This window comes from Neobacillus thermocopriae (genome assembly GCF_010975035.1).
Taxonomy (GTDB): domain Bacteria; phylum Bacillota; class Bacilli; order Bacillales; family Cytobacillaceae; genus Neobacillus; species Neobacillus thermocopriae.
Genome location: NZ_JAAIUV010000005.1, coordinates 56,388 through 78,427, shown reverse-complemented (window position 1 = coordinate 78,427; position 22,040 = coordinate 56,388). Strand labels below are relative to the sequence as shown.

Annotated in this window: 24 protein-coding genes; all 24 read left to right on the top strand. The window is 41.8% G+C overall.

Annotated elements, in window-relative coordinates:
* The first annotated feature begins 173 nt into the window (after window positions 1-173).
* Entirely contained in the window at window positions 174-1,460 is a 1,287-nt protein-coding gene (locus G4Z05_RS05055) for a UDP-N-acetylglucosamine 1-carboxyvinyltransferase (protein ID WP_163250755.1), read from the top strand.
* An 81-nt stretch (window positions 1,461-1,541) separates the two neighbouring features.
* The gene (gene glpX, locus G4Z05_RS05050; protein ID WP_163250754.1) at window positions 1,542-2,510 is read left to right on the top strand and encodes a class II fructose-bisphosphatase; all 969 of its coding nucleotides are present in this window, start codon (window positions 1,542-1,544) and stop codon (window positions 2,508-2,510) included.
* Window positions 2,511-2,831: 321 nt separating this feature from the next.
* Window positions 2,832-4,097, top strand: coding sequence for a transcription termination factor Rho (gene rho, locus G4Z05_RS05045; RefSeq protein ID WP_038537834.1), 1,266 nt, complete (start codon window positions 2,832-2,834; stop codon window positions 4,095-4,097).
* A gap of 213 nt (window positions 4,098-4,310) precedes the next feature.
* The gene (gene rpmE / locus G4Z05_RS05040) at window positions 4,311-4,517 is read left to right on the top strand and encodes a 50S ribosomal protein L31 (RefSeq protein ID WP_038537832.1); all 207 of its coding nucleotides are present in this window, start codon (window positions 4,311-4,313) and stop codon (window positions 4,515-4,517) included.
* 404 nt (window positions 4,518-4,921) lie between these two features.
* Window positions 4,922-5,536, top strand: coding sequence for a thymidine kinase (locus G4Z05_RS05035; protein WP_163250753.1), 615 nt, complete (start codon window positions 4,922-4,924; stop codon window positions 5,534-5,536).
* 154 nt (window positions 5,537-5,690) lie between these two features.
* Window positions 5,691-6,200, top strand: coding sequence for a hypothetical protein (locus tag G4Z05_RS05030; protein ID WP_163250752.1), 510 nt, complete (start codon window positions 5,691-5,693; stop codon window positions 6,198-6,200).
* A gap of 401 nt (window positions 6,201-6,601) precedes the next feature.
* On the top strand, window positions 6,602-7,675 hold the full coding sequence (gene prfA, locus G4Z05_RS05025) for a peptide chain release factor 1 (protein WP_163250751.1): 1,074 nt from the start codon (window positions 6,602-6,604) through the stop codon (window positions 7,673-7,675).
* Entirely contained in the window at window positions 7,668-8,561 is an 894-nt protein-coding gene (gene prmC, locus G4Z05_RS05020) for a peptide chain release factor N(5)-glutamine methyltransferase (RefSeq protein WP_163250750.1), read from the top strand. Before prfA ends, prmC begins: the two co-directional genes overlap by 8 nt.
* A gap of 239 nt (window positions 8,562-8,800) precedes the next feature.
* Window positions 8,801-9,835, top strand: coding sequence for a stage II sporulation protein R (gene spoIIR, locus G4Z05_RS05015; protein WP_205597442.1), 1,035 nt, complete (start codon window positions 8,801-8,803; stop codon window positions 9,833-9,835).
* A gap of 145 nt (window positions 9,836-9,980) precedes the next feature.
* Window positions 9,981-10,427 (top strand): GNAT family N-acetyltransferase, encoded by a 447-nt coding sequence (locus G4Z05_RS05010; RefSeq protein ID WP_163250748.1) that lies wholly within the window; start codon window positions 9,981-9,983, stop codon window positions 10,425-10,427.
* Between the two features lie 177 nt (window positions 10,428-10,604).
* The gene (locus G4Z05_RS05005; protein ID WP_163250747.1) at window positions 10,605-11,651 is read left to right on the top strand and encodes an L-threonylcarbamoyladenylate synthase; all 1,047 of its coding nucleotides are present in this window, start codon (window positions 10,605-10,607) and stop codon (window positions 11,649-11,651) included.
* 205 nt (window positions 11,652-11,856) lie between these two features.
* The gene (locus G4Z05_RS05000) at window positions 11,857-12,414 is read left to right on the top strand and encodes a manganese efflux pump MntP (RefSeq protein WP_163250746.1); all 558 of its coding nucleotides are present in this window, start codon (window positions 11,857-11,859) and stop codon (window positions 12,412-12,414) included.
* An 82-nt stretch (window positions 12,415-12,496) separates the two neighbouring features.
* A complete protein-coding gene (locus tag G4Z05_RS04995) occupies window positions 12,497-12,955 on the top strand; it encodes a low molecular weight protein arginine phosphatase (RefSeq protein ID WP_163250745.1) in 459 nt (152 codons plus the stop codon).
* Between the two features lie 139 nt (window positions 12,956-13,094).
* Window positions 13,095-13,541, top strand: coding sequence for a ribose 5-phosphate isomerase B (gene rpiB, locus G4Z05_RS04990; protein WP_038537810.1), 447 nt, complete (start codon window positions 13,095-13,097; stop codon window positions 13,539-13,541).
* A gap of 24 nt (window positions 13,542-13,565) precedes the next feature.
* The gene (locus tag G4Z05_RS04985; protein ID WP_163250744.1) at window positions 13,566-14,132 is read left to right on the top strand and encodes a TIGR01440 family protein; all 567 of its coding nucleotides are present in this window, start codon (window positions 13,566-13,568) and stop codon (window positions 14,130-14,132) included.
* A 175-nt stretch (window positions 14,133-14,307) separates the two neighbouring features.
* On the top strand, window positions 14,308-15,549 hold the full coding sequence (gene glyA, locus G4Z05_RS04980; protein WP_163250743.1) for a serine hydroxymethyltransferase: 1,242 nt from the start codon (window positions 14,308-14,310) through the stop codon (window positions 15,547-15,549).
* Between the two features lie 159 nt (window positions 15,550-15,708).
* A complete protein-coding gene (upp, locus tag G4Z05_RS04975) occupies window positions 15,709-16,338 on the top strand; it encodes a uracil phosphoribosyltransferase (protein WP_038537800.1) in 630 nt (209 codons plus the stop codon).
* A 157-nt stretch (window positions 16,339-16,495) separates the two neighbouring features.
* Window positions 16,496-18,799 (top strand): S8 family serine peptidase, encoded by a 2,304-nt coding sequence (locus tag G4Z05_RS04970; RefSeq protein ID WP_163250742.1) that lies wholly within the window; start codon window positions 16,496-16,498, stop codon window positions 18,797-18,799.
* 339 nt (window positions 18,800-19,138) lie between these two features.
* Window positions 19,139-19,357 (top strand): AtpZ/AtpI family protein, encoded by a 219-nt coding sequence (locus G4Z05_RS04965; RefSeq protein ID WP_163250741.1) that lies wholly within the window; start codon window positions 19,139-19,141, stop codon window positions 19,355-19,357.
* A 7-nt stretch (window positions 19,358-19,364) separates the two neighbouring features.
* A complete protein-coding gene (locus tag G4Z05_RS04960; RefSeq protein WP_163250740.1) occupies window positions 19,365-19,739 on the top strand; it encodes an ATP synthase subunit I in 375 nt (124 codons plus the stop codon).
* A 22-nt stretch (window positions 19,740-19,761) separates the two neighbouring features.
* Window positions 19,762-20,472, top strand: coding sequence for a F0F1 ATP synthase subunit A (gene atpB, locus G4Z05_RS04955; RefSeq protein ID WP_163250739.1), 711 nt, complete (start codon window positions 19,762-19,764; stop codon window positions 20,470-20,472).
* A 103-nt stretch (window positions 20,473-20,575) separates the two neighbouring features.
* Window positions 20,576-20,788: a F0F1 ATP synthase subunit C gene (gene atpE / locus G4Z05_RS04950; RefSeq protein WP_006838507.1), complete on the top strand. Its 213-nt coding sequence runs from the start codon at window positions 20,576-20,578 to the stop codon at window positions 20,786-20,788.
* A 179-nt stretch (window positions 20,789-20,967) separates the two neighbouring features.
* Window positions 20,968-21,495: a F0F1 ATP synthase subunit B gene (locus G4Z05_RS04945; RefSeq protein WP_163250813.1), complete on the top strand. Its 528-nt coding sequence runs from the start codon at window positions 20,968-20,970 to the stop codon at window positions 21,493-21,495.
* A complete protein-coding gene (locus tag G4Z05_RS04940) occupies window positions 21,492-22,028 on the top strand; it encodes a F0F1 ATP synthase subunit delta (RefSeq protein WP_163250738.1) in 537 nt (178 codons plus the stop codon). Before G4Z05_RS04945 ends, G4Z05_RS04940 begins: the two co-directional genes overlap by 4 nt.
* Window positions 22,029-22,040 lie beyond the last annotated feature (12 nt).

Here is a 22,040-nt window from a genome sequence, read left to right as displayed (position 1 = left end):
CATACTGTCGGAATTTGATGATTAATAGTGGAAAAATTTACCTTAAGCCATAGTTGCTTTTTTTTATAAAAAAGGTATCAGCGCAGGGTCAGTTGGTTAATGATGGAATAAGGGCTGCGCTGATGCTGCCGAATTCATTCCGTTTTTACATAAGGCTTAGAAGGGAGTCGAAAATGGAAAAACTAAAAATAGCGGGCGGATATCCGTTAAAAGGGACAGTACGAATCAGTGGAGCTAAAAACAGTGCCGTAGCACTTATTCCGGCGACGATTTTAGCTGAATCTCCAGTCACAATTGAAGGATTGCCTAAAATTTCCGATGTGGAGATTTTGAAGGATCTTCTAGAGGAAATCGGAGGCAAAGTTTCCATATCAGAGGATGAAATGACCGTCGATCCGACGACAATGATTTCGATGCCTCTTCCAAATGGAAAGGTAAAAAAATTGCGCGCATCCTATTATTTAATGGGGGCCATGCTCGGACGTTTTAAAAAAGCAGTCATCGGTTTACCAGGAGGCTGCCATTTAGGGCCTAGGCCGATCGATCAACATATTAAAGGATTTGAAGCGCTAGGTGCTCAGGTGACGAATGAGCAAGGAGCGATTTATCTTCGGGCGGATGAACTCCGTGGTGCTCGCATTTATTTAGACGTGGTAAGTGTTGGTGCAACCATCAACATCATGCTGGCTGCTGTACGGGCTAAAGGGCGGACGATTATTGAAAATGCGGCAAAGGAACCAGAGATCATTGATGTGGCCACACTTTTAACGAATATGGGTGCAAAAATTAAAGGAGCAGGTACTGACGTGATTCGCATTGATGGGGTAGACCAACTTCATGGTTGCCGTCATACGATCATACCAGATCGGATTGAAGCTGGAACGTACATGATTCTAGGTGCTGCCATGGGTGAAGGTGTAGTCATTGATAATGTTATTCCAACGCATTTAGAATCGTTGATTGCCAAGTTGCGTGAAATGGGTGTCTACGTGGAAACTGGTGATGATCGAGTGTTTGTGAAAGGTACGGATCGATTAAAAGCTGTCGATATTAAGACGCTTGTTTATCCGGGGTTTCCAACCGATTTACAGCAGCCTTTTACTTCGCTTTTAACAAAAGCTGAAGGTTCAAGTGTCGTAACAGATACGATTTATGGTGCTCGTTTCAAGCATATTGATGAGCTAAGAAGAATGAATGCCAATATTAAAGTGGAAGGACGTTCAGCTATTATTAATGGACCTGTTCAGCTGCAAGGAGCGAAGGTTAAAGCAAGTGATCTTAGAGCTGGTGCGGCATTGGTTATTGCTGGCCTTATGGCGGAAGGAATTACGGAAGTAACTGGTCTCGAGCATATTGATCGGGGATACAGCAATCTTGTTGAAAAATTAAGTGGACTAGGAGCAACTGTTTGGCGTGAAGCTTTATCAAATGAAGAAATGGAACAATTAAAAAACACCTAATGGATAAATAGGCTATACTATTCCCTCGAATCTGTTATACTATTAGTGAGACATAGTCAAGCGAATGAGGGAGATGAGAGGATGGAAAGAAGTTTATCGATGGAGCTTGTCCGTGTGACAGAAGGAGCGGCGCTTGCATCAGCCCGTTGGATGGGACGTGGGAAAAAGGATGAAGCTGATGGGTCAGCAACTTCTGCCATGCGTGATGTGTTTGATACGGTGCCAATGAAAGGAACCGTGGTTATCGGTGAAGGGGAAATGGACGAGGCTCCAATGCTATATATTGGAGAAAAGCTTGGGACAGGCTATGGACCTCGCGTTGATGTCGCCGTCGATCCACTTGAAGGCACCAATATTTTAGCTTCTGGTGGGTGGAATGCATTGGCGGTAGTAGCGGTAGCTGACCATGGATGTCTGCTTCATGCTCCAGATATGTATATGGAAAAAATCGCGGTTGGCCCTGAGGCAGTGGGACATGTGGATATAAATGCATCTGTACTTGATAACCTTAAGGCAGTTGCTCGCGCGAAAAATAAAGATATTGAAGACGTTGTGGCTACGGTATTGAACCGTCCACGACATGAACATATTATTCACCAGCTGCGTGAAGCCGGTGCCCGCATTAAGTTAATTAATGACGGTGATGTGGCAGGTGCCATCAATACAGCTTTCGATAATACCGGTGTAGATATTTTATTTGGTTCTGGTGGCGCACCTGAGGGAGTACTTTCAGCGGTGGCTTTGAAATGTCTCGGTGGTGAAATTATTGGTAAATTACTCCCACAAAATGATGAAGAGTTGGAACGTTGCAAGAAAATGGGAATCGATGTGAATAAGGTTTTACGTATGGAAGACCTTGTTAAAGGTGACGACGCTATTTTTGCGGCAACAGGAGTAACGGATGGCGAACTCTTGCGTGGAGTCCAATTTAAAGGCTCTCATGCCACTACACACTCTGTCGTTATGCGTGCCAAATCCGGAACTGTTCGCTTCATTGAAGGTAGACATAGCCTTCATAAAAAACCAAACCTAGTATTAAAAAGAACTTAAAATAATATGTAATATTTGATAGAGGGTGTCAGGAACCATGTGAAAGTTTCACATGATTCCTGACACCTTGTTATAGAAATGACTCCCACCTCTCCTAGAGGAATTCCTTCCAGAATAATTTCCAGTTAAATGTTCTTAAAAATTGTATTGATTAATTTTTTGCAGTGAGGGTAAAATAGAAATTGTTTTATTATGAAAATTATCTGCTATTCTATTCTTTTCTTTTCAACTTCTATTCTATTTCCTCTCAATTATGATCAAATCATCATCTCTCGCTAGGACAAGCGGATATGAAGGAAAACTATTAAAGCAGGTGTACAAATGGAATTAACAATTTCTAGTTTAGAAAATATGAAGCTGAAGGAGCTTTATGAGCTTGCACGCGAGTATAAAGTGACTTATTACAGCAAATTAACGAAAAAGGAATTAATTTTTGCGATTCTTAAGTCTCGTGCCGAACAGCAAGGCTACTTTTTCATGGAAGGTGTATTAGAAATCATCCAGTCCGAAGGATTTGGATTCTTGCGACCAATTAACTATTCACCAAGCTCCGAAGATATTTATATTTCAGCATCACAAATCCGCCGATTCGACCTTCGAAATGGGGATAAAGTATCAGGGAAAGTTCGCCCACCAAAAGAAAATGAGCGTTATTTCGGATTGTTACATGTAGAGGCCGTTAATGGAGAAGATCCGGAATTGGCAAAAGAACGTGTCTATTTCCCAGCTTTGACACCGCTTTATCCTAATCGGATGATGAAGCTGGAGACCGATTCGAAACATCTTTCTACAAGGATTATGGATCTCGTTGCACCGGTCGGTTTTGGTCAGCGCGGACTAATAGTGGCACCGCCAAAAGCCGGTAAAACGATGCTATTAAAAGAAATTGCCAACAGTATTACAACCAACCATCCTGACGTTGAGTTAATTGTGTTATTGATTGACGAGCGTCCGGAAGAGGTAACGGACATTGAGCGTTCCGTTGCTGGAGATGTCGTCAGCTCGACATTTGATGAAGTGCCGGAAAATCATATTAAGGTAGCGGAGCTAGTGCTAGACCGTGCCATGCGTTTAGTTGAGCACAAACGGGATGTCGTTATTTTAATGGATAGTATTACCCGTCTTGCACGCGCTTACAACTTAGTGATTCCGCCAAGTGGACGTACGCTATCCGGAGGTATTGATCCGGCAGCATTTCACCGTCCAAAACGTTTCTTCGGGGCAGCTCGGAACATTGAAGAAGGCGGTAGCTTAACCATTCTTGCAACGGCGCTTGTTGATACTGGTTCCCGTATGGATGATGTCATTTATGAGGAATTTAAGGGTACCGGAAACATGGAGCTTCATCTAGATCGTTCTCTAGCTGAGCGTCGTATATTCCCTGCGCTTGATATCCGTCGTTCCGGAACGCGTAAGGAAGAATTGCTTATTCCGAAGGAGCACCTTGAAAAATTATGGGCGATTCGAAAATCTATGTCTGATTCACCGGATTTTGCTGAGCGTTTCTTGAAAAAATTAAAACAAACAAAATCGAATGAAGAATTTTTTGAACAGCTTGGTGAGGAATTGAAAGCGCGACGTTCATAATTTTTGTAAATGATTATGGCTAGTTTTATCTGGCTAGAATCCGATCTTATTTTTCATTAAGGCGTGGGGTACCTAAAAATCCCAGCTTGCAAATAGGGGAGTCCCCTGTTATAATGGGGACAGTGTGTTTTTAGTCATTGAGTGTAGTCTTAAAGACAAGCACTTCATTTTAACTCTGTTTCAGATGATTCAGGGCGGAAGGAGATGAAAAGAATGAAACAAGGAATCCATCCTAACTATAAAACAGTAACGGTTACTTGCGCATGCGGAAACACGTTTGAAAGCGGATCTGTAAAAGATGAAATCCGCGTTGAAACTTGCTCTGAGTGCCATCCGTTCTATACTGGTCGTCAAAAATTCGCTGAAGCTGGCGGACGTGTTGACCGTTTCAACAAAAAATACGGCCTTAAGCAACAATAATGTTCAGAAACAGGCAAGAAGCAATTTTACTCTTGCCTGTTTTTTTCTTGTGAGATAAGAATGTCTATTTTTCACTTTAAGAAATATTTAGCGCAAGCGTTCTAGTGGCAAGACGTTTTTCCCCACTGCCCTTCAATTATTAACATGGAATTGTTTTTGTCCCTCTTGATGTTTTTATCTTAGTTGGAGCCCTCACAAGGAAGGTCTCGATGCATAAATATAACACGACTAAAAGTGATTGCTTTTGGGAAGTGGCCTTACGCCCTGCAACCCAGGGCGCTTGTGTTTTTTAAAAAATATTGGTCATTCCAAGTTGGTTACTCGCTTGGATAAGTTCAGTAAAATTAGTACAATGAAAATTAGTTTGTTCTATCAGGGTTCGTAAGAGGAAGGAGACGCCGTTTATGTATGTAATGAAGCAAAGCGGATGGGTTGAGGTTATCTGCGGCAGTATGTTTTCTGGAAAATCGGAGGAATTAATTCGTCGCGTGCGACGTGCCCAATTTGCCAAGCAAAAAATCGCTGTATTTAAACCGAAAATTGATAATCGCTACAGTGAACAATCTGTAGTATCCCATAATGGCTCCTCTTTTCATGCGAAGCCAATTTCTCATTCCATTGAAATCCTTCATCATGTGGAAGCGGATATAGATGTGATTGCGATTGATGAAGTTCAGTTTTTTGATGAAGGTATTGTAAGGGTGGTTCAACAGCTGGCAAACAGTGGACACCGAGTCATTGTTGCAGGTCTGGACCAGGATTTCCGTGGTGAACCTTTCGGACAAATGCCACAACTTATGGCAATTGCTGAATTGGTAACAAAACTTCAGGCTGTTTGTACAGTCTGCGGTTCTCCTGCGAGTAGAACGCAGCGATTAATTGATGGCCGACCAGCTTCTTATCATGATCCTGTTATATTGGTTGGAGCTGCTGAAGCCTATGAACCGCGCTGCCGCCACCATCATGAAGTCCCAAAAACTGCAAGCAGCCGGACGGCGGTTGAAGAAAGAGGATATTAATTCATTGTTATTTGTTGGAAAAGGGTGTCAGGCACCATGTGAAAGATTCGCATGGTGCCTGACGCCCTTTTTTGATTTTGGAATAGGTTTGGTAATGATTTACTTGTGAGGAAGCGTTTTTAGTGGGGCATGATAGTAAAGGGAGGTGTATGTGATGAGAAAAGGGATGTTTTTCATGATCATGTTGCTTATGCTGTTAAGCGCTTGTCAAGGTAACATGCGCGATGATGCCGATGGAACTGCATATGATTTGCGGTCAGATCGGTCAGCCCCTAATTATATGGCAAACCGTGATAATAATCCTTACAATGATGATAATGATCGGGCAGGGACTCGTGACAAAGATCAACACATGGTCGAAGAGGATATTACGAATCAAAATCCGAATTTCCTTAATCTCCAACAGACTGGAAGTGGAAGTGAAACAGGAGCTGGGGACCAAGGCCATGACATTGATAAAGCCAAACAAGTCATTGCTGATACTGGAGAGTTTGTAACGGACTCCGTATGGATCAATGGTGACCGGATGTGGGTAACTGTTTACAAAAAAGGTACTCTTTCAGAGAATGAAAAAATAAAGGCTGAAGCCCGTCTCCATAAGAAATTGGTTAAAGCCATTCCGCGCTATCATATTGAAGTAAGAGTGCAAGAAGACCGTAGATAACATGCTCTGTCAAACAGGGCATGTTTTTTTTGTGAAAAGAAAATGATACTTGCATTAATAAATATCTAGGCCCAGCGTTCTAGTTGCTAGACGCCTCTACATAGATTGTTTTTACTGTTCTTAGTAAATAATCGTTTGTTTAAGGAATTTGAATGTGAGTAGGATTCTATTCCTGCTTTTTAGTAACTTTCCAATCTCTTTCCAAGACAGAAAAGTTTTTTAGACAAAATTGTTTTTGACGCTGGTTTTTACCTATACTATAATTAGAATGTTATGGACAAAATTGGACCCGGTAGTGGTATTTGTCACACTTTGTCCATTAATGTGTTTAAACGAGATTTAAAAATAGGTATATTTTTTAGTTATATAGAAGTTTTGATTTTAATATGAGGTGAAAAACAGTGTTTGATCGTCTTCAATCGGTGGAGGATCGTTATGAAAGGCTGAATGAGCTGTTGAGCGATCCCGAAATTATTAATGATTCAAAAAAGCTTCGAGAGTATTCAAAAGAACAAGCGGACTTACAGGAAACGGTGACAACTTATCGCGAATATAAAGACGTGAAGAGTCAGCTTCAAGACGCGAAGGCCATGCTAGAGGAGAAATTGGACGCTGAAATGCGTGAAATGGTCAAAGAAGAAGTCAGCGAGCTGGAAAAGCGAATCGAGGACTTGGAAGCTAGGTTAAAAGTTTTACTCATTCCGAAAGACCCGAATGATGACAAAAACGTCATTATGGAGATTCGTGGGGCAGCCGGCGGGGAAGAGGCAGCATTATTTGCTGGAACGCTTTTCCGCATGTATAGCCGTTATGCGGAATCACAAGGATGGAAAATCGAAGTCATGGACGCCAATGAAACAGGTCTGGGCGGTTTTAAAGAAATTGTCTTTATGATCAGTGGTCAAGGTGCTTATTCTAAATTAAAGTTTGAAAATGGTGCTCACCGTGTTCAGCGTGTTCCTGAAACGGAATCTGGTGGCCGAATTCATACATCAACGGCAACGGTAGCTTGCTTACCGGAAGTAGAAGAATTTGATATTGAAATTAATGAAAAGGATATCCGTTTTGATACATTTGCATCCAGTGGTGCTGGTGGACAGAGTGTTAACACGACAATGTCAGCGGTTCGCTTAACGCATATTCCAACGGGTATCGTCGTTACTTCTCAAGATGAACGTTCTCAGCATAAAAATAAAGAAAAGGCCATGAAGGTATTGCGTGCGCGGATTTATGATAAATTCCAGCAGGAAGCACAAGCTGAATATGACCAAGTGAGAAAGTCAGCGGTTGGAACTGGGGACCGCTCAGAACGGATTCGCACTTATAACTATCCGCAAAACCGTGTAACCGACCACCGTATTGGATTAACCATTCAAAAGCTTGACCAAATTATCGAAGGAAAGCTTGATGAAATCATTGAAGCATTGATCCTCGATGACCAAGCTAAAAGATTGGAAAATGCATCAAATGAGTAAAAAAGTATTTGAAGCTCTGAAATGGGCTTCTTCTTTTTTAACAGAAGCAGGACGGGACGAAAATGCGGGTGAGCTTTTGCTTCGGCATTTTACCGGCATGTCACGTTCCCAACTGTTTGCTAGTGTAAGAGATGAATTGGCTCCAGAGGTATGGTCAGCATTCGAAAAAGCTGTATATGACCATGTAAACAACGGTGTTCCGATTCAATACATTATGGGAAAAGAGGAATTCTACGGTCGGACCTTCCTTGTTAACCCAGATGTACTCATCCCGAGACCTGAAACAGAGGAACTCGTTTACGGGACATTGCAAAGGATTAGGCGACTCTTTAATGCTAGTCCGGAAATTAAGCTTGCCGACATCGGTACTGGTAGCGGCGCTATCGCCATCACTCTCAAACTAGAAGGTGGACCGAGTTTTGGAACAGTGCCTAACACCCATTTTAAAGTGACTGGTACTGATATTTCTGAACATTCTTTGGATGTGGCGAGGGAAAATGCACGACGGCTTGAGGCCGAGGTTGATTTTGTGCAGGGGGATTTACTGCAGCCATTTATGGATGCTGGTGAGAAGTTAGATGTGGTGGTGTCGAATCCTCCATATATTCCACTAAAGGATAGGGAAACGATGTCTGAAGTAGTGACGGAGCATGAGCCACATCGGGCTTTGTTTGCAGGCGAGGACGGTCTAGATTTCTACCGTCGTTTCATGGAGGAGTTGCCAAAGGTGCTTGCACCAAGGGCGCTTGTTTGTTTTGAAATCGGGGCCGGTCAGGGAAATGCGGTTGCAGAGCTTTTTCGAAAGACTTTCACTAACCTCACAGTGGAAGTGGTTAATGATATTAACGGCAAGGATCGAATGGTATTTGCGGAAATCGGTTTTTAAATGAATAGATTAGGATTTGGTGTAGGAGTGGATCCGCGTAAGATTAAGCTTCAACTTTATGAACATAAGGAAACTGCCATCTTCTTTTTAGTGTGATCTAAAAAGGGTCGGCAGTTTTTTATTTATTTTAGAATGGGTAAAGGATTGTTCTAGCAAAACATTCGAAAAATTTTTAATTTAATAGTTTAAGATTCTGGCATTCTGTCCACAATGATGATAGGGAAGGGATGGTGCTAGAAATGAGAGGGAAAATCATAGTTTGGGGATATTTAGCGATTTTATCATTAGCCACAGTGCTAAATTTATATATGCCAAAAACAGAGGCGGCTTCCAAAGAGTCCATTGTCATACCGGGAGAGGCCATCCGGTTAAGGATTCTTGCTAACAGTGATTTTGAAAAAGACCAGGCATTGAAGCGGAAGGTACGTGATGCGGTGAATGCTCAAATTACCCTTTGGGTACAAGATTTAACTTCCATGGAGGAAGCCCGTGAAGTCATTAACGAAAAGCTTCCGGAAATTCAAGCTATAGCAGAAAAAGTTGTCCGTGAACAGGGATCGAACCAATCGGTGAAGGTGGAATTTAAGGATAATGTTCAGTTTCCTACCAAGCTTTATGGCCAGTTTTTATATCCAGCTGGGAAGTATGAGGCCATTTTAATTACACTGGGAAAAGGCGAAGGAGCTAACTGGTGGTGTGTACTGTATCCGCCACTATGTTTCCTTGACTTTTCAAATGGAGTAGCGGTCAGTGACGGTTTTGAAGAGAAAGAAGTAGCTGCAGCAGAACGGAAAGAAAAGAAGAATCCTAAACAAGAAAGGGTAACTGAAATAGCAGCAAAACCTGTGGTGAAAGAGGTAGATGAAGATCATAAAGATGAAATACAATTAGAAAAAAAGGGAGAGGAAGAACAGCCGGTAAAGCAACAACATGAAAATAAACAAGCAGTAAAACCACAAGTGAAGAAAATGAAAGAGCAAGAGCTGACAAAAAAAGAAAAAGATCAGGTGGAAGAAACAGAGAAAGATGAAGTAAAAAAGATAGATAAAATGGCAAAGAAAATTGAAATTGCAAGGAAAGTTGAAATAGAGGAAGAACTACAGTCTGAAAAAGAAAAACAGCTTGAAAAATCTGAGGAGGAGAATGAGGAAAAGCCTCAAGTGTCAAAGGAAAACAAAAGAGAAAAAGCCGATCCTGTATATGTAAGTGAAGATGAACAACCTGTAAAAGTGAAGTTTTTTGTCGTAGAAATGTGGGATAAGCTTCTAAACTAGGCTCAGTCTTTATAGAAGGCTGGCTTTTTTGTTTTCTTGAGAATCTCTAAAGCAATTATTAAAAAAATAGAATCATTGGTTATGTTCTACTTTCTCTATTTTTTCATATTCATAGAGTAGAATGGAAAAAATGGAGGGGAATGGGATGCAGGAGTTAATTCGAAAAGCTAATAGTGGGGACCTTCATATTTTGAAAGAGTTTCTAATGAGAGCAAATCTAGGGACGGAAGGATTAACAGAAGAAACGATCGACGGGTTTTTGATGTTGGAAAATGAAAAAGGAGAATTAATAGGATCGCTAGGTATGGAGGTCTATGAAAAATATGGCATGCTACGCTCACTTGTGGTTACAACCGGCCAAGCGGAAAAAGATATTTTCGTTCTATTTGATCAAATGGTTCAGTTGGCAAAAGAAAAAGGGTTAAAGAGCTTATTTTTGGCTACGAATAAAAAAGGGGCACTGCCATTTTTTCATTTGATGGGGTTTGTAAACATTGAGCGAGAAGAGTTGCCGGAAGGATTTTATCACTCAGAGCATATTCGACAAGTTTTAAATGTGGATAACTCAGTATTTCTGAAATTTAACCTATAAATTTGTGGATATATCCCCAAAGTTATCCACTTTTGGGTGTAACTTATACACAATTTGTGGATATTACTTGTGTTTATATCTTCCATCTTTTATACTTTCTAGCGTATCATCAGAAAAAATGCGAGATTCTACGCCTCTTTTCGTCAAATTTCGATAAATGATTTAAGGTGGATCAATATGAACACAAAGGTTTGGAAAGTGGATAAGTGTGTGGATAATTTGGAAAGTAATCCACATGTTGTGGATGCAGCTCATTTTTTGCGTGAAAATGAAGTAGTTGCGATGCCAACGGAAACAGTGTATGGACTTGCGGGTAACGCTAAGAACGATGAGGCTGTGAGAAAAATATTTGAAGCGAAGGGACGTCCGTCCGATAATCCTCTCATTATTCACATTGCGGAGAGGAGCCAGCTCGAACAGATGGTGGCCGAAGTTCCCGAGAAAGCGGACCGTTTGATTGAGGCGTTTTGGCCAGGGCCGTTGACAATTGTATTTCGAATGAAGGATGGGGTGCTGTCAAAATTAGCGACAGCGGGTCTTTCGACCGTGGCAGTTAGAATGCCAGATCACCCTGTAGCACTAGCTCTTTTACGGGCATGCAGGTTGCCAATTGCAGCACCTAGTGCAAACAGCTCAGGAAAACCAAGTCCAACGACTGCCGCCCATGTGGTAGAAGATTTAAATGGGAAAATTGCCGGTGTCCTTGATGGGGGTCCAACGGGGGTCGGTGTGGAATCCACCGTTGTGGACTGTACGGAGGACGTACCGGTCATTTTGCGTCCAGGCGGTATCACACGAGAGCAATTGGAGGCGGTAATTGGGGAAGTCCGGATTGACCCTGCGCTAACGAATGAAGCCGAGCAGCCAAAATCACCAGGAATGAAATATCGTCACTATGCACCGAATGCACCGCTTTATTTGGTGTCAGGCACTAGAGAGTTTTTACAGCGATTAGTCAAGGAAAAGCAAAAGGAAGGTTGGCGAGTCGGTGTGCTAACAACGGAAGAATTTGCTGGTGAGTATGAGGCGGATGAGGTGCTTATTTGTGGCCGGCGATCGGAGCTTGAGACGGTGGCGTCTGCTCTTTATGATGTTCTACGCCGATTTAATCAGCTGAATGTAGATATCATTTTCAGTGAGATGTTTCCAAATGTCGGTGTTGGTCACGCCATCATGAATCGCCTTGAAAAAGCAGCAGGAAATAAAGTAATTGTGGAAAAATGATAGAAAGAATGATCGGCACCAGCTCTTTTTATAAGGGCTGGTGTTTTTGAGCTAGGAGGAATGTGAATAGGGGCAAAAGATATGACCATTACATAGAATTGATTCAAACGAGAACCTTTTCAACTAACTTCCCAAACCGCTCAGCTTCTATTCCCCTTAGGACGTGCATATGCTGAAATAGGTAGTCCAAGGGGGAGAAGTAAGAATGGCAGAAATGATTGGGGAACTCGTAGCGCTTATATTGATGGCAGTAGCATTGGGGATGGATGCCTTTTCGGTCGGACTTGGCATGGGCATGTACCAACTGCGTCTGAGGAAAATATTTCAAATTGGTATAATGATTGGGATTTTTCATGTATTAATGCCGCTTTTCGGCATTACTGCAGGTAAGTTTTTATCAGAAAAATTTGGAACCTTTGCTACATTTATTGGGGGAGCTCTCTTAATTGTTTTAGGTATCCAAATGATCTGGTCTAGCTTGAAAAAGGAAGAGGAAAAAATAATCACACCGATTGGTTTTGGGCTAATTTTTTTTGCGCTTAGTGTCAGCTTGGACAGTTTTTCAGTTGGGCTGTCTTTAGGGATCTTTGGGGCAAGGACCATGTTGGTTTTAATTTGCTTTGGAATCATGGCAACCATTCAAACATGGGCAGGCTTGCTGCTAGGCAGAAAGGTTCGTCATTGGATTGGTTGCTATAGTGAGGCGCTTGGTGGGGGCATTCTGTTGGCGTTTGGCTTTAAATTAATCACCGTTTTTTGGTAAGTTCTCTTTTGAAAAATGGGAAACTAGGATGGTTAGGAATTTAGGCAAATGTTTTATAATAAAAGGGAAAGGGGGCAGGTATATGCAGCGAATTTTGTTTGTATGCACAGGGAATACATGTAGAAGCCCAATGGCAGAGGCGATTCTAAAACATAAAAATCTTGAGGGCATTGAAGTGAAATCTGCAGGAATCTATGCATCGGGGGGAAGCGAAGCCTCACCGAACGCAAAGCTGGTGCTGGATAAGAATCAAATATCACATAATCATCGATCCACCTTGTTATCCGAAAAGGAAGTTAACTGGGCGGATCTTATTTTAACCATGACATCATCCCACAAATATGCCATTCAGCAACAATACCCACAGGCGATAGAGAAGGTGTACACATTAAAGGAATTTATTGGAGAGGAAAGGGACCAAGACGTCGTTGACCCATATGGAGGTAGCCTCGCCATCTATGAACAAACCTTCCAAGAACTTCAACAATTGATTGACAAAGCTATTGAAAAATTAAAACCTAATACTGGCGAGCTCTCTTAAACAAGGGAGCTTTTATTATTTTCTTAAAAAAGTGGTACATAAGTAGGAAAAGACCTCACGGGTTTGGTTCTTTATATTTTAGCGGTGGTATGTCAAAATTAAAATTAGATTGAGGATTAAAAAATTGGAGGGGTTTACATTGAAGGTTGCCTTAGCGTCAGATCACGGCGGAGTAAATATCCGCAAAGAAATCGCCAAATTATTGGATGAATTAAAAATTGAGTATGTGGATTTTGGATGTGATTGTGAGACATCTGTGGATTATCCTGATTATGCCCTACCGGTTGCAGAAAAGGTGGCAAACGGTGAGTTTGACCGTGCGATCTTAATTTGCGGCACAGGCATTGGCATGAGCATTGCAGCAAATAAAGTAAAGGGTGTTCGCTGTGCACTTGTGCACGACACATTTAGTGCAAAAGCCACACGTGCTCATAATGATACCAATATTCTTGCCATGGGTGAGCGTGTCATTGGTCCAGGGCTGGCAAGAGAAATTGCCCAAGTATGGCTCACAGGAGAATTTGAAGGTGGACGACATGCAAACCGCGTCAACAAAATCACAGAGTATGAAAATAAACATCTATAATCAAAAAAGAAAGGTCGCGTCCATATGATTCAAGAATGGGAAAAACAGCTGGTTGCCGTTTTAACTGAATTTAAAGAGCAGGCATCACTGAAGCCAGGGCAGTTGCTTGTCGTTGGCTGCAGTACAAGCGAAGTAATCGGTGAGCGTATCGGAACCGCTGGAACCTTCGATGTCGCCGAAATGATTTTTCGCCAGTTGAAAGCATTACAGGACGAAACAGGCATTCAGCTGGCCTTTCAATGCTGCGAGCATTTAAATAGAGCGCTCGTTGTAGAACGGACTACCGCCATGGAAAAAGGTTTGGAGGAAGTCTCGGTTGTCCCTGCCCGTACGGCTGGTGGTGCCATGGCTAGCTATGCCTTTGAAAACATGAATGATGCAGTTGTGGTTGAATTCATTAAAGCCGATGCCGGAATGGACATTGGCCATACCTTCATCGGGATGCATTTAAAACATGTCGCCGTACCGGTTCGCGTAAAGCAGAAAAAGGTCGGACATGCCTATGTGACATTGGCAAAAACACGGCCAAAGTTAATTGGCGGAGCGAGAGCGGTTTATGAGCGGACGAAAGAAAATAACAAATGTCAATAAGATAAAAAAAGAAAAACACGAACAAATTTGATGTATTATACTTAAATTTTAATTAAAACACGAATAATATTAACTATAATTAACAATAAATTACGGGTTTACATAATAGAAAAACATGGTACAATTAAGAGGGAATTTTCGAAATACTTTTATCCATGATGAAGGGGGATTAACCATGATGCATTTGTCTCAAGCTGATGAACAGGTTTTTCAAGCAATTCAAAAAGAACTCGGCCGCCAGCGCTCGAAAATTGAACTGATTGCCTCAGAAAATTTTGTCAGTGAAGCGGTAATGGAAGCGCAAGGGTCCGTGTTAACAAATAAGTACGCGGAAGGCTATCCAGGACGTCGTTATTATGGTGGTTGTGAGTACGTGGATATTGTCGAGGATTTAGCTCGCGAACGTGCGAAGAAAATTTTTGGAGCAGAATATGTGAATGTTCAGCCGCATTCTGGTGCCCAAGCCAATATGGCTGTTTACTTTACAGTTCTTGAACCAGGGGATACAGTGCTTGGCATGAACCTATCCCATGGTGGCCACTTAACCCATGGTAGCCCGGTTAACTTCAGTGGTATTCAATATAATTTTGTTGAATATGGTGTGGACAAAGAAACACATCGTATTAATTATGAGGATGTACGTGCAAAAGCCCTAGAACATAAGCCAAAGCTAATTGTTGCTGGTGCGAGTGCCTACCCACGCGAAATTGATTTTGCAAAATTCCGTGAAATCGCAGATGAAGTGGGAGCTTATTTAATGGTGGATATGGCTCATATTGCTGGTCTTGTTGCAGCAGGTCTGCACCAAAATCCAGTGCCTTATGCTGATTTTGTGACCACTACAACCCATAAAACCCTACGTGGACCGCGCGGCGGTATGATCCTTTGTAAAGAGGAATGGGGTAAGAAAATCGACAAGTCCATCTTCCCTGGAATTCAAGGTGGCCCACTCATGCATGTGATTGCAGCCAAAGCCGTTGCTTTCGGGGAAGCACTTCAAGACAGTTTTAAAGAATATGCTTCTAACATCATTGCGAACGCGAAACGTCTTGCGGAAGGTCTGCAAAAAGAAGGGTTGCAACTTGTTTCCGGCGGTACGGACAACCATCTATTGCTTGTTGATGTAACTAGCCTTGGTTTAACGGGTAAAGTTGCAGAAAAAGTGTTGGATGAGGTTGGCATTACGGTTAATAAAAATACCATTCCATTTGACCAAAACAGCCCATTTGTGACAAGCGGTATTCGCATTGGTACAGCTGCCGTTACAAGCCGTGGTTTTGGGCTTGAAGAAATGGACGAGATTGCTTCTATCATCGCCTTTACTTTGAAAAACCATGAGGATGCATCTAAGCTTGAGGAAGCACGTGCACGTGTTGAAACCCTAACAAACAAATTTACACTATATCCTGAATACTAATGCTAGAAATCGGCCTAACTAGAAAAGTAGGCCGATTTTTTTCGGTAGGAAAATACTATTTAGAAAATTCATACATGATGATAAGTGTTGCTCATGGACTGTTTTTTCTGTAAAATGAGACGACTGCAAAAATTATTTTTTAAAAAAGGGGCGATAAATATGGCAAAGGTCTATGTCTTTGACCATCCGCTTATTCAGCACAAACTTACTTACATACGTGATAAACATACTGGTACGAAAGAATTCCGTGAACTTGTGGATGAAGTAGCTACTTTGATGGCGTTTGAAATTACAAGGGACATGCCTCTTGAGGAAACTGACATTGAAACCCCTGTATGTGCAACAAAATCCAAAGTGCTTTCTGGTAAAAAGATCGGAATCGTTCCCATTCTGCGTGCTGGCATCGGCATGGTGGACGGTATTTTGAAATTAATCCCGGCTGCAAAAGTAGGGCATATTGGCTTGTACCGTGATCCAGAAACATTAAAACCGGTGGAATATTACGTGAAACTCCCTAGTGATGTGGAAGAGCGTGATTTCATTGTAGTCGATCCGATGTTGGCAACAGGTGGTTCAGCAAACGGCGCGATTACGGCTTTGAAAAAACGCGGTGCCAAGAATATTAAATTTATGTGTTTGATTGCTGCTCCAGAGGGCGTGGAAGCTGTAAAAGCTGAGCACCCAGATGTGGATATTTATATTGCTGCCCTTGATGAAAAATTAAACGACCATGGTTACATCGTCCCTGGGTTGGGAGATGCTGGCGACCGTTTGTTTGGTACGAAATAAAATAAATGATAGGAGAGTCAGGCTAGATGCCTGGCTTTTTTATACACAGAAAGACGTAAAAACTAACATACCTACCTATATTCCCCTATCCATTATTATCCTTCCGCATACTTTCTCCTTTTGAAGAAAACGATATGAAAAAAGGGGAATTTTCTATATGAAACTTTTACTCGCTCTGATATTAGCTTTTCAAGTTCCGACAATGGCCCAATCACTACCGAATAACCATGTAAAATCAAATGTATCCATACCGAAAAAACCGCTCATTCACCCGCCCATTCCTAAACCAACAAAGAATATCATTGCTATTGTGATGCTCGACAAAATTCAGACGGAAGCACAAATCAAGGAACTTATCAAACCTTTTAAAGATATTAAACTAAGGCGTATCTTTAAAGAGGCGATTAATGGTTTTTCCATTGAAGGTAGTCCGGAGGCGATTGCTCAATTGGCCAACCGATATCCGGTCAAACATATCTCACCAGTTAACGAGTATCGGGTTGAAACTCAAGAAAGCGTTCGAATTATTGGCGGCGAAGGGGCGCGTCGATTTTTTGATAAACAAAATAGAAGGTTGACCGGCAAAGGGATAAAAGTGGCGGTTATTGATACAGGAGTCGACTATACCCATCCTGACTTAAGGCGAAATTATGCAGGCGGACACGATCTCGTGGATAATGACAAGGACCCAATGGAGACACGGTCACCGGGCACAGCCACCATCCATGGTACTCATGTGGCCGGGATCATCGCCGGCAATGGAAGGATAAAGGGGGTTGCACCAGAGGCAAAAATCTTGGCCTATCGGGCTCTTGGTCCGGGCGGCGGAGGGACGACTGAGCAGGTATTAGCAGCAATCGATCAGGCCATTAAGGATAAGGTCGACATCATGAATCTATCACTAGGCAATACGGTGAACGGGCCTGACCTGCCCCTTAGCCAGGCGCTTGATAATGCCGTAGATAAAGGAATCGTGGCGGTGGCTGCCTCGGGCAATTCGGGGCCAAAGATTTGGTCGGTCGGGTCCCCGGGAACATCCTCAAAAGCCATCTCTGTCGGGGCATCGACACCTACCATGGAAATCCCTTATTTATTAATAGAAGGGATCCGAAACAAATTTCGAATCCAGCCAATGGAGGGTTCTGGAAAATGGAACTTAGACCGTTCACTTGAATTGGCCGACGGCGGCATAGGTAGGAAGCAGGATTTAAAAAATGTCAGAGGAAAAATTGTTTTAATTAAACGAGGGACATTGACTTTTTCAGAAAAAGCCCAGAACGCGATGGAGGCGGGAGCAAAGGCAGTTCTAATTTATAACAACACGAGCGGAAACTTTATAGGCAACCTTGAAGCCCCGCTTCATTTTCCAATCGGAACCCTTTCCAAGCAAGAAGGATTCTTATTAAAAAAAGAAATGAAAAATCGTCGCCTTTTTGTAAGGATTTCAATTACCAAGGAGAAAGATCAGCTTGCTGATTTCAGCTCAAGAGGCCCGGTAACAGGAACATGGGAAATTAAGCCGGATATTGTCGCTCCGGGTGTTGCTATCAACTCGACCATTCCAGGAGGATATATGTCACTGCAAGGAACAAGCATGGCGGCACCACATGTCGCAGGTGCAGCTGCTTTAATCAAACAGGCCCATCCGGATTGGACACCGGAACAAATCAAGGCCGCACTGATGAATACGGCCAAACCACTCACAAAGTCTTCAGATATGAACAGAAGTACAAAATTAGGTAGGTTAACAGACAAGCCAGAATTCCTTTCCCAATCCAATGCGCCTCACTACCGTACTTTTGAACAAGGGGCCGGTCGCATTCAGGTGGATGAAGCGATTAATGCTCAGTCCCTTGTATCTCCTGGTAGCATACGATTTGGGAAATTCACTGAACAAAATAATGTGCACAAAATGGTGTTACGTGTGGAGAATACGAGCAGTCGCCCTCAGCGATATTCATTTGAAATCCCCAAACATGTCGAGGGCTTAATGTGGCACCTTCCGAAGACGTTTTCTCTGAAAGCAAGGGAATCTAGAGAAATCACGGTGGAACTAAAGGTAAACCCAGAAATTTTTAAGGAAAAGATTCATGACGGATACCTCACTTTAAAGGCGGGAAAATCTCAAATTCACATCCCATATCTTTATGTGCTTACAGAGCCAAATTACCCGAGGATCATGGGGTTTGAATTTGCAGAGGGAGATGTTCCGAATACTTATCGTTACGAAGTCTATTTGCCGGGCGGAGCAGAGGAGTTTGGAATTGCTTTATTTCACCCGGATGACTATCGCTTTATTGGATTTTTAGACACAAGTACAAATGTAAAAAAAGGGTTGATTCAAAAAGAATTGAAAGTAACGGACATTCCGTATAAAGGTACTTTTTTGGTTAAGGTTTTTGCTAAAAAGGCCGGTAAAGAGGATTCCATTCAGACAATGATTATGATTGAGAAAAGATAGGGAGGAGGGAATGTTTCCACCTCCTCTCTTTCTTGTAAAAAATACAAGGCATTTATCTGAAAATGTTCACAAAATTGACACAAAATAACCAAAAAATCGGAAGAATTTACAATACAATAATAGTGTTAACTATTGCTCCCAATTGGAAAAAATTTTGGGAAATTGTAAGGGAATAAATCTCGGAAATACATTGACATTGTAGGGTCCCTATTGTATGCTAACAAAGGGAATCCGTGAGAGGGTTTTCAAGTTGTTTATGCAATTTTAACAACGTTATTGAATTTCCAACTGCCTCTGTGATATAGTTTTTCATTCTCTATAAGCGAGGATGATTCACCAATGAAAAATGACCGCAATCCACTAAAGGCGATAGCCCTAATGTCCACTATACTCGCCCAGTTGGCGGGTTCCACACTGATTGGTGTTTTTTCAGGAAAATGGCTGGATAAACACTTTGATTCAGAACCAATTTTCTTAATAATCGGATTGTTTATTGGGCTCGGGGCAGGGATCTATTCTATGTTAGTATCTGTCCGAAAGTTCTTTTCAGGAGACTAAACATACCATGCCAGAATTACAAGCGATGTTTACAAGACAACGAAAATGGATGTTTTTTTTATTGTCCTTTTATGTACTTGGTTGGGGGTTTACAGCCTATCAACCAATCTTTCTTGGGTTAATTTTTGGGACAAGCTTGAGTTTCTTTAATTTGTGGTTGATGGTCAGAAAAACGGAGCAATTTGGTGAAAATGTTCTCAAAGGGAAAAAGGTACGATCACTTGGTTCTTTTTCTCGAATGGCAACAGGTGCACTTGCTGTCGTTGTCGCATTGAGGTATCCGGACCAATTTCATCTTATTAGTGTAGTTATAGGATTAATGACATCCTACATTGTCATTATGATAGATTTCTTTATTCACTCTTTAAAAATACATAAGTAGCGGGGAAGCGAGGTGAATTCTGTTGCATCACGGAGCATATGTAGTAGATTTTCTAGGTCTCAGATTTAATTTAGGTAATGTTTTGATGGTTACCGTAGCCTCTGTGATTGTTTTCTTAATCGCTGTTCTTTCTACTCGTCGTCTTGCGATGAAACCTACAGGAATGCAGAACTTCATGGAGTGGGTTATGGATTTTGTCAAAAACATCATTAAAAGTACGATGGATTGGAAAGATGGCGGAAGATTCCATGCCCTTGGAATTACGATCATTATGTACATCTTTGTTTCAAACATGCTTGGGCTACCATTTTCAGTTGTAATTGATGGAAACCTTTGGTGGAAGTCACCAACGGCGGATCCGGCAATTACATTGACATTAGCAACGTTGGTTGTTGGATTGTCACACTATTACGGGGTAAAGCTAAAAGGAACAAAAGAATACGGAAAGGAATTCTTAAGACCATTCTGGTTCATGTTCCCAATTAAAATTATTGAAGAGTTTGCCAACACTTTGACTCTCGGTCTCCGTCTCTACGGTAACATCTATGCTGGTGAAATCTTATTAGGTTTACTTGCATCCGGATTGGCAACTGGAGTTGGCGGACATTTAGCCGCATTCATTCCGATGTTGGCATGGCAAGGTTTCTCCATTTTCGTTGGCGCGATTCAAGCCTTTATTTTCACAATGTTAACAATGGTGTACTTGTCTCACAAAGTGAGTCATGACCATTAATAATAGTAATTGCAGTGCCCTCATAGGGTCCTGAATTATATATAGAAATACCAATTTTTATAAAAAATTAATTATTTATACATTTTAAGGAGGAAATTTTACAATGGGTCTTTTAGCAGCAGCAATTGCAATTGGTTTAGCAGCACTAGGTGCTGGTATTGGTAACGGTCTTATCGTATCTCGTACAGTTGAAGGTATCGCACGTCAACCAGAAGCTCGCGGTATGCTTCAAACAACAATGTTCATTGGGGTTGCGTTAGTTGAGGCGATTCCAATCATCGCGGTTGTAATTGCATTCATGGTACAAGGTCAATAATCAATAGTAATTGACGTCAAAAGATGGCGAAGATCATTCATGAGAACCTTCGCCATTCGTTTATGTCTAAGGTGGTACTTAACACCTAAAATAGATACAAGTAACTTATATTATCTTTTAACAATGAAAATTAATGGATTGGATATAGAGGAATGACTCTTGAAGGGAGTGATCTCGAGGTGTTAACAAGCGGATTATTACTTGGGGCTGCAGCAAGTCACGAGGGTATTAATACTGGTGATATTGTATTCCAGCTACTTATGTTTATCATTTTGATGGCATTACTTAAGAAGTATGCTTGGGGTCCATTAATGGGCATCATGAAGCAACGGGAAGAGTACGTGGCAGGAGAAATTACTGCAGCAGAAAACAGCCGTAAAGAAGCAGAGAAATTACTAGAAGAACAACGCAATCTATTAAAAGAAGCGCGAACTGAAGCGCAAAACCTTATAGAAAATGCGAAAAAGCAAGGCGATGTGCAGCGTGAAGAAATCATAGCTGCAGCTCGTGCAGAAGCTGAGCGCTTAAAAGAAGGTGCGAAGCTGGAAATTGAGCAACAGAAGGAAAGAGCGGTTGCAGCCATTCGTGAACAAGTGGCTCACTTATCTGTATTAATTGCCTCTAAAGTGATTGAAAAAGAGTTGAGTGCTGAAGATCAGGACAAGCTCATTAATGAATACATTCAAGAGGCGGGAGATATCCGATGAGTAACTCCATGGTAGCGAAGCGCTATGCATCAGCACTTTTACAAATTGCGAAAGAACAGCAGCTTCTTGGAGTGATTGAGGAGGAACTTCGCGTCGTCAAAGAAGTGATTCAATACACGCCGGAGTTAAGGGCCGTTCTAAAATCTTCTAGACTAACAATAGAGAAGAAAAAAGAAGTAGTCAAGCAGGCATTTGCAACAGTTAATCCGTATGTACTTAACACGCTTTTACTACTTATTGACCGTCACCGTGCAAATGAAATTGTGGAAGTGGCGAATCAATTTATTGAGTTAGCAAATGAAGAAATGGGTATTGCTGAAGCAAAAGTTTACAGCACACGTGCGTTAACGGATGAAGAACGTGAGGCATTATCAGCTGTTTTTGCTGCAAAAGTAGGCAAAAGCTCACTTAAGATTGAAAATATCGTAGATTCCGATTTGCTTGGCGGATTAAAGCTACGTATCGGAAATCGTATATATGACGGATCATTGCGCGGTAAGCTGGAACGTCTAGAACGTAAACTGCTAGGTTAAGATTTTTGAGAT

What these genes read in the sequence shown, in the direction of transcription:
- G4Z05_RS05055 (WP_163250755.1), top strand. Translation starts at nt 174, where the DNA reads ATGGAAAAACTAAAAATAGCGGGCGGATATCCGTTAAAAGGGACAGTA.
- glpX (WP_163250754.1), top strand. Translation starts at nt 1,542, where the DNA reads ATGGAAAGAAGTTTATCGATGGAGCTTGTCCGTGTGACAGAAGGAGCG.
- rho (WP_038537834.1), top strand. Translation starts at nt 2,832, where the DNA reads ATGGAATTAACAATTTCTAGTTTAGAAAATATGAAGCTGAAGGAGCTT.
- rpmE (WP_038537832.1), top strand. Translation starts at nt 4,311, where the DNA reads ATGAAACAAGGAATCCATCCTAACTATAAAACAGTAACGGTTACTTGC.
- G4Z05_RS05035 (WP_163250753.1), top strand. Translation starts at nt 4,922, where the DNA reads ATGTATGTAATGAAGCAAAGCGGATGGGTTGAGGTTATCTGCGGCAGT.
- G4Z05_RS05030 (WP_163250752.1), top strand. Translation starts at nt 5,691, where the DNA reads ATGAGAAAAGGGATGTTTTTCATGATCATGTTGCTTATGCTGTTAAGC.
- prmC (WP_163250750.1), top strand. Translation starts at nt 7,668, where the DNA reads ATGAGTAAAAAAGTATTTGAAGCTCTGAAATGGGCTTCTTCTTTTTTA.
- spoIIR (WP_205597442.1), top strand. Translation starts at nt 8,801, where the DNA reads ATGAGAGGGAAAATCATAGTTTGGGGATATTTAGCGATTTTATCATTA.
- G4Z05_RS05010 (WP_163250748.1), top strand. Translation starts at nt 9,981, where the DNA reads ATGCAGGAGTTAATTCGAAAAGCTAATAGTGGGGACCTTCATATTTTG.
- G4Z05_RS05005 (WP_163250747.1), top strand. Translation starts at nt 10,605, where the DNA reads ATGAACACAAAGGTTTGGAAAGTGGATAAGTGTGTGGATAATTTGGAA.
- G4Z05_RS05000 (WP_163250746.1), top strand. Translation starts at nt 11,857, where the DNA reads ATGGCAGAAATGATTGGGGAACTCGTAGCGCTTATATTGATGGCAGTA.
- G4Z05_RS04995 (WP_163250745.1), top strand. Translation starts at nt 12,497, where the DNA reads ATGCAGCGAATTTTGTTTGTATGCACAGGGAATACATGTAGAAGCCCA.
- G4Z05_RS04985 (WP_163250744.1), top strand. Translation starts at nt 13,566, where the DNA reads ATGATTCAAGAATGGGAAAAACAGCTGGTTGCCGTTTTAACTGAATTT.
- glyA (WP_163250743.1), top strand. Translation starts at nt 14,308, where the DNA reads ATGATGCATTTGTCTCAAGCTGATGAACAGGTTTTTCAAGCAATTCAA.
- upp (WP_038537800.1), top strand. Translation starts at nt 15,709, where the DNA reads ATGGCAAAGGTCTATGTCTTTGACCATCCGCTTATTCAGCACAAACTT.
- G4Z05_RS04970 (WP_163250742.1), top strand. Translation starts at nt 16,496, where the DNA reads ATGAAACTTTTACTCGCTCTGATATTAGCTTTTCAAGTTCCGACAATG.
- G4Z05_RS04965 (WP_163250741.1), top strand. Translation starts at nt 19,139, where the DNA reads ATGAAAAATGACCGCAATCCACTAAAGGCGATAGCCCTAATGTCCACT.
- G4Z05_RS04960 (WP_163250740.1), top strand. Translation starts at nt 19,365, where the DNA reads ATGCCAGAATTACAAGCGATGTTTACAAGACAACGAAAATGGATGTTT.
- atpE (WP_006838507.1), top strand. Translation starts at nt 20,576, where the DNA reads ATGGGTCTTTTAGCAGCAGCAATTGCAATTGGTTTAGCAGCACTAGGT.
- G4Z05_RS04940 (WP_163250738.1), top strand. Translation starts at nt 21,492, where the DNA reads ATGAGTAACTCCATGGTAGCGAAGCGCTATGCATCAGCACTTTTACAA.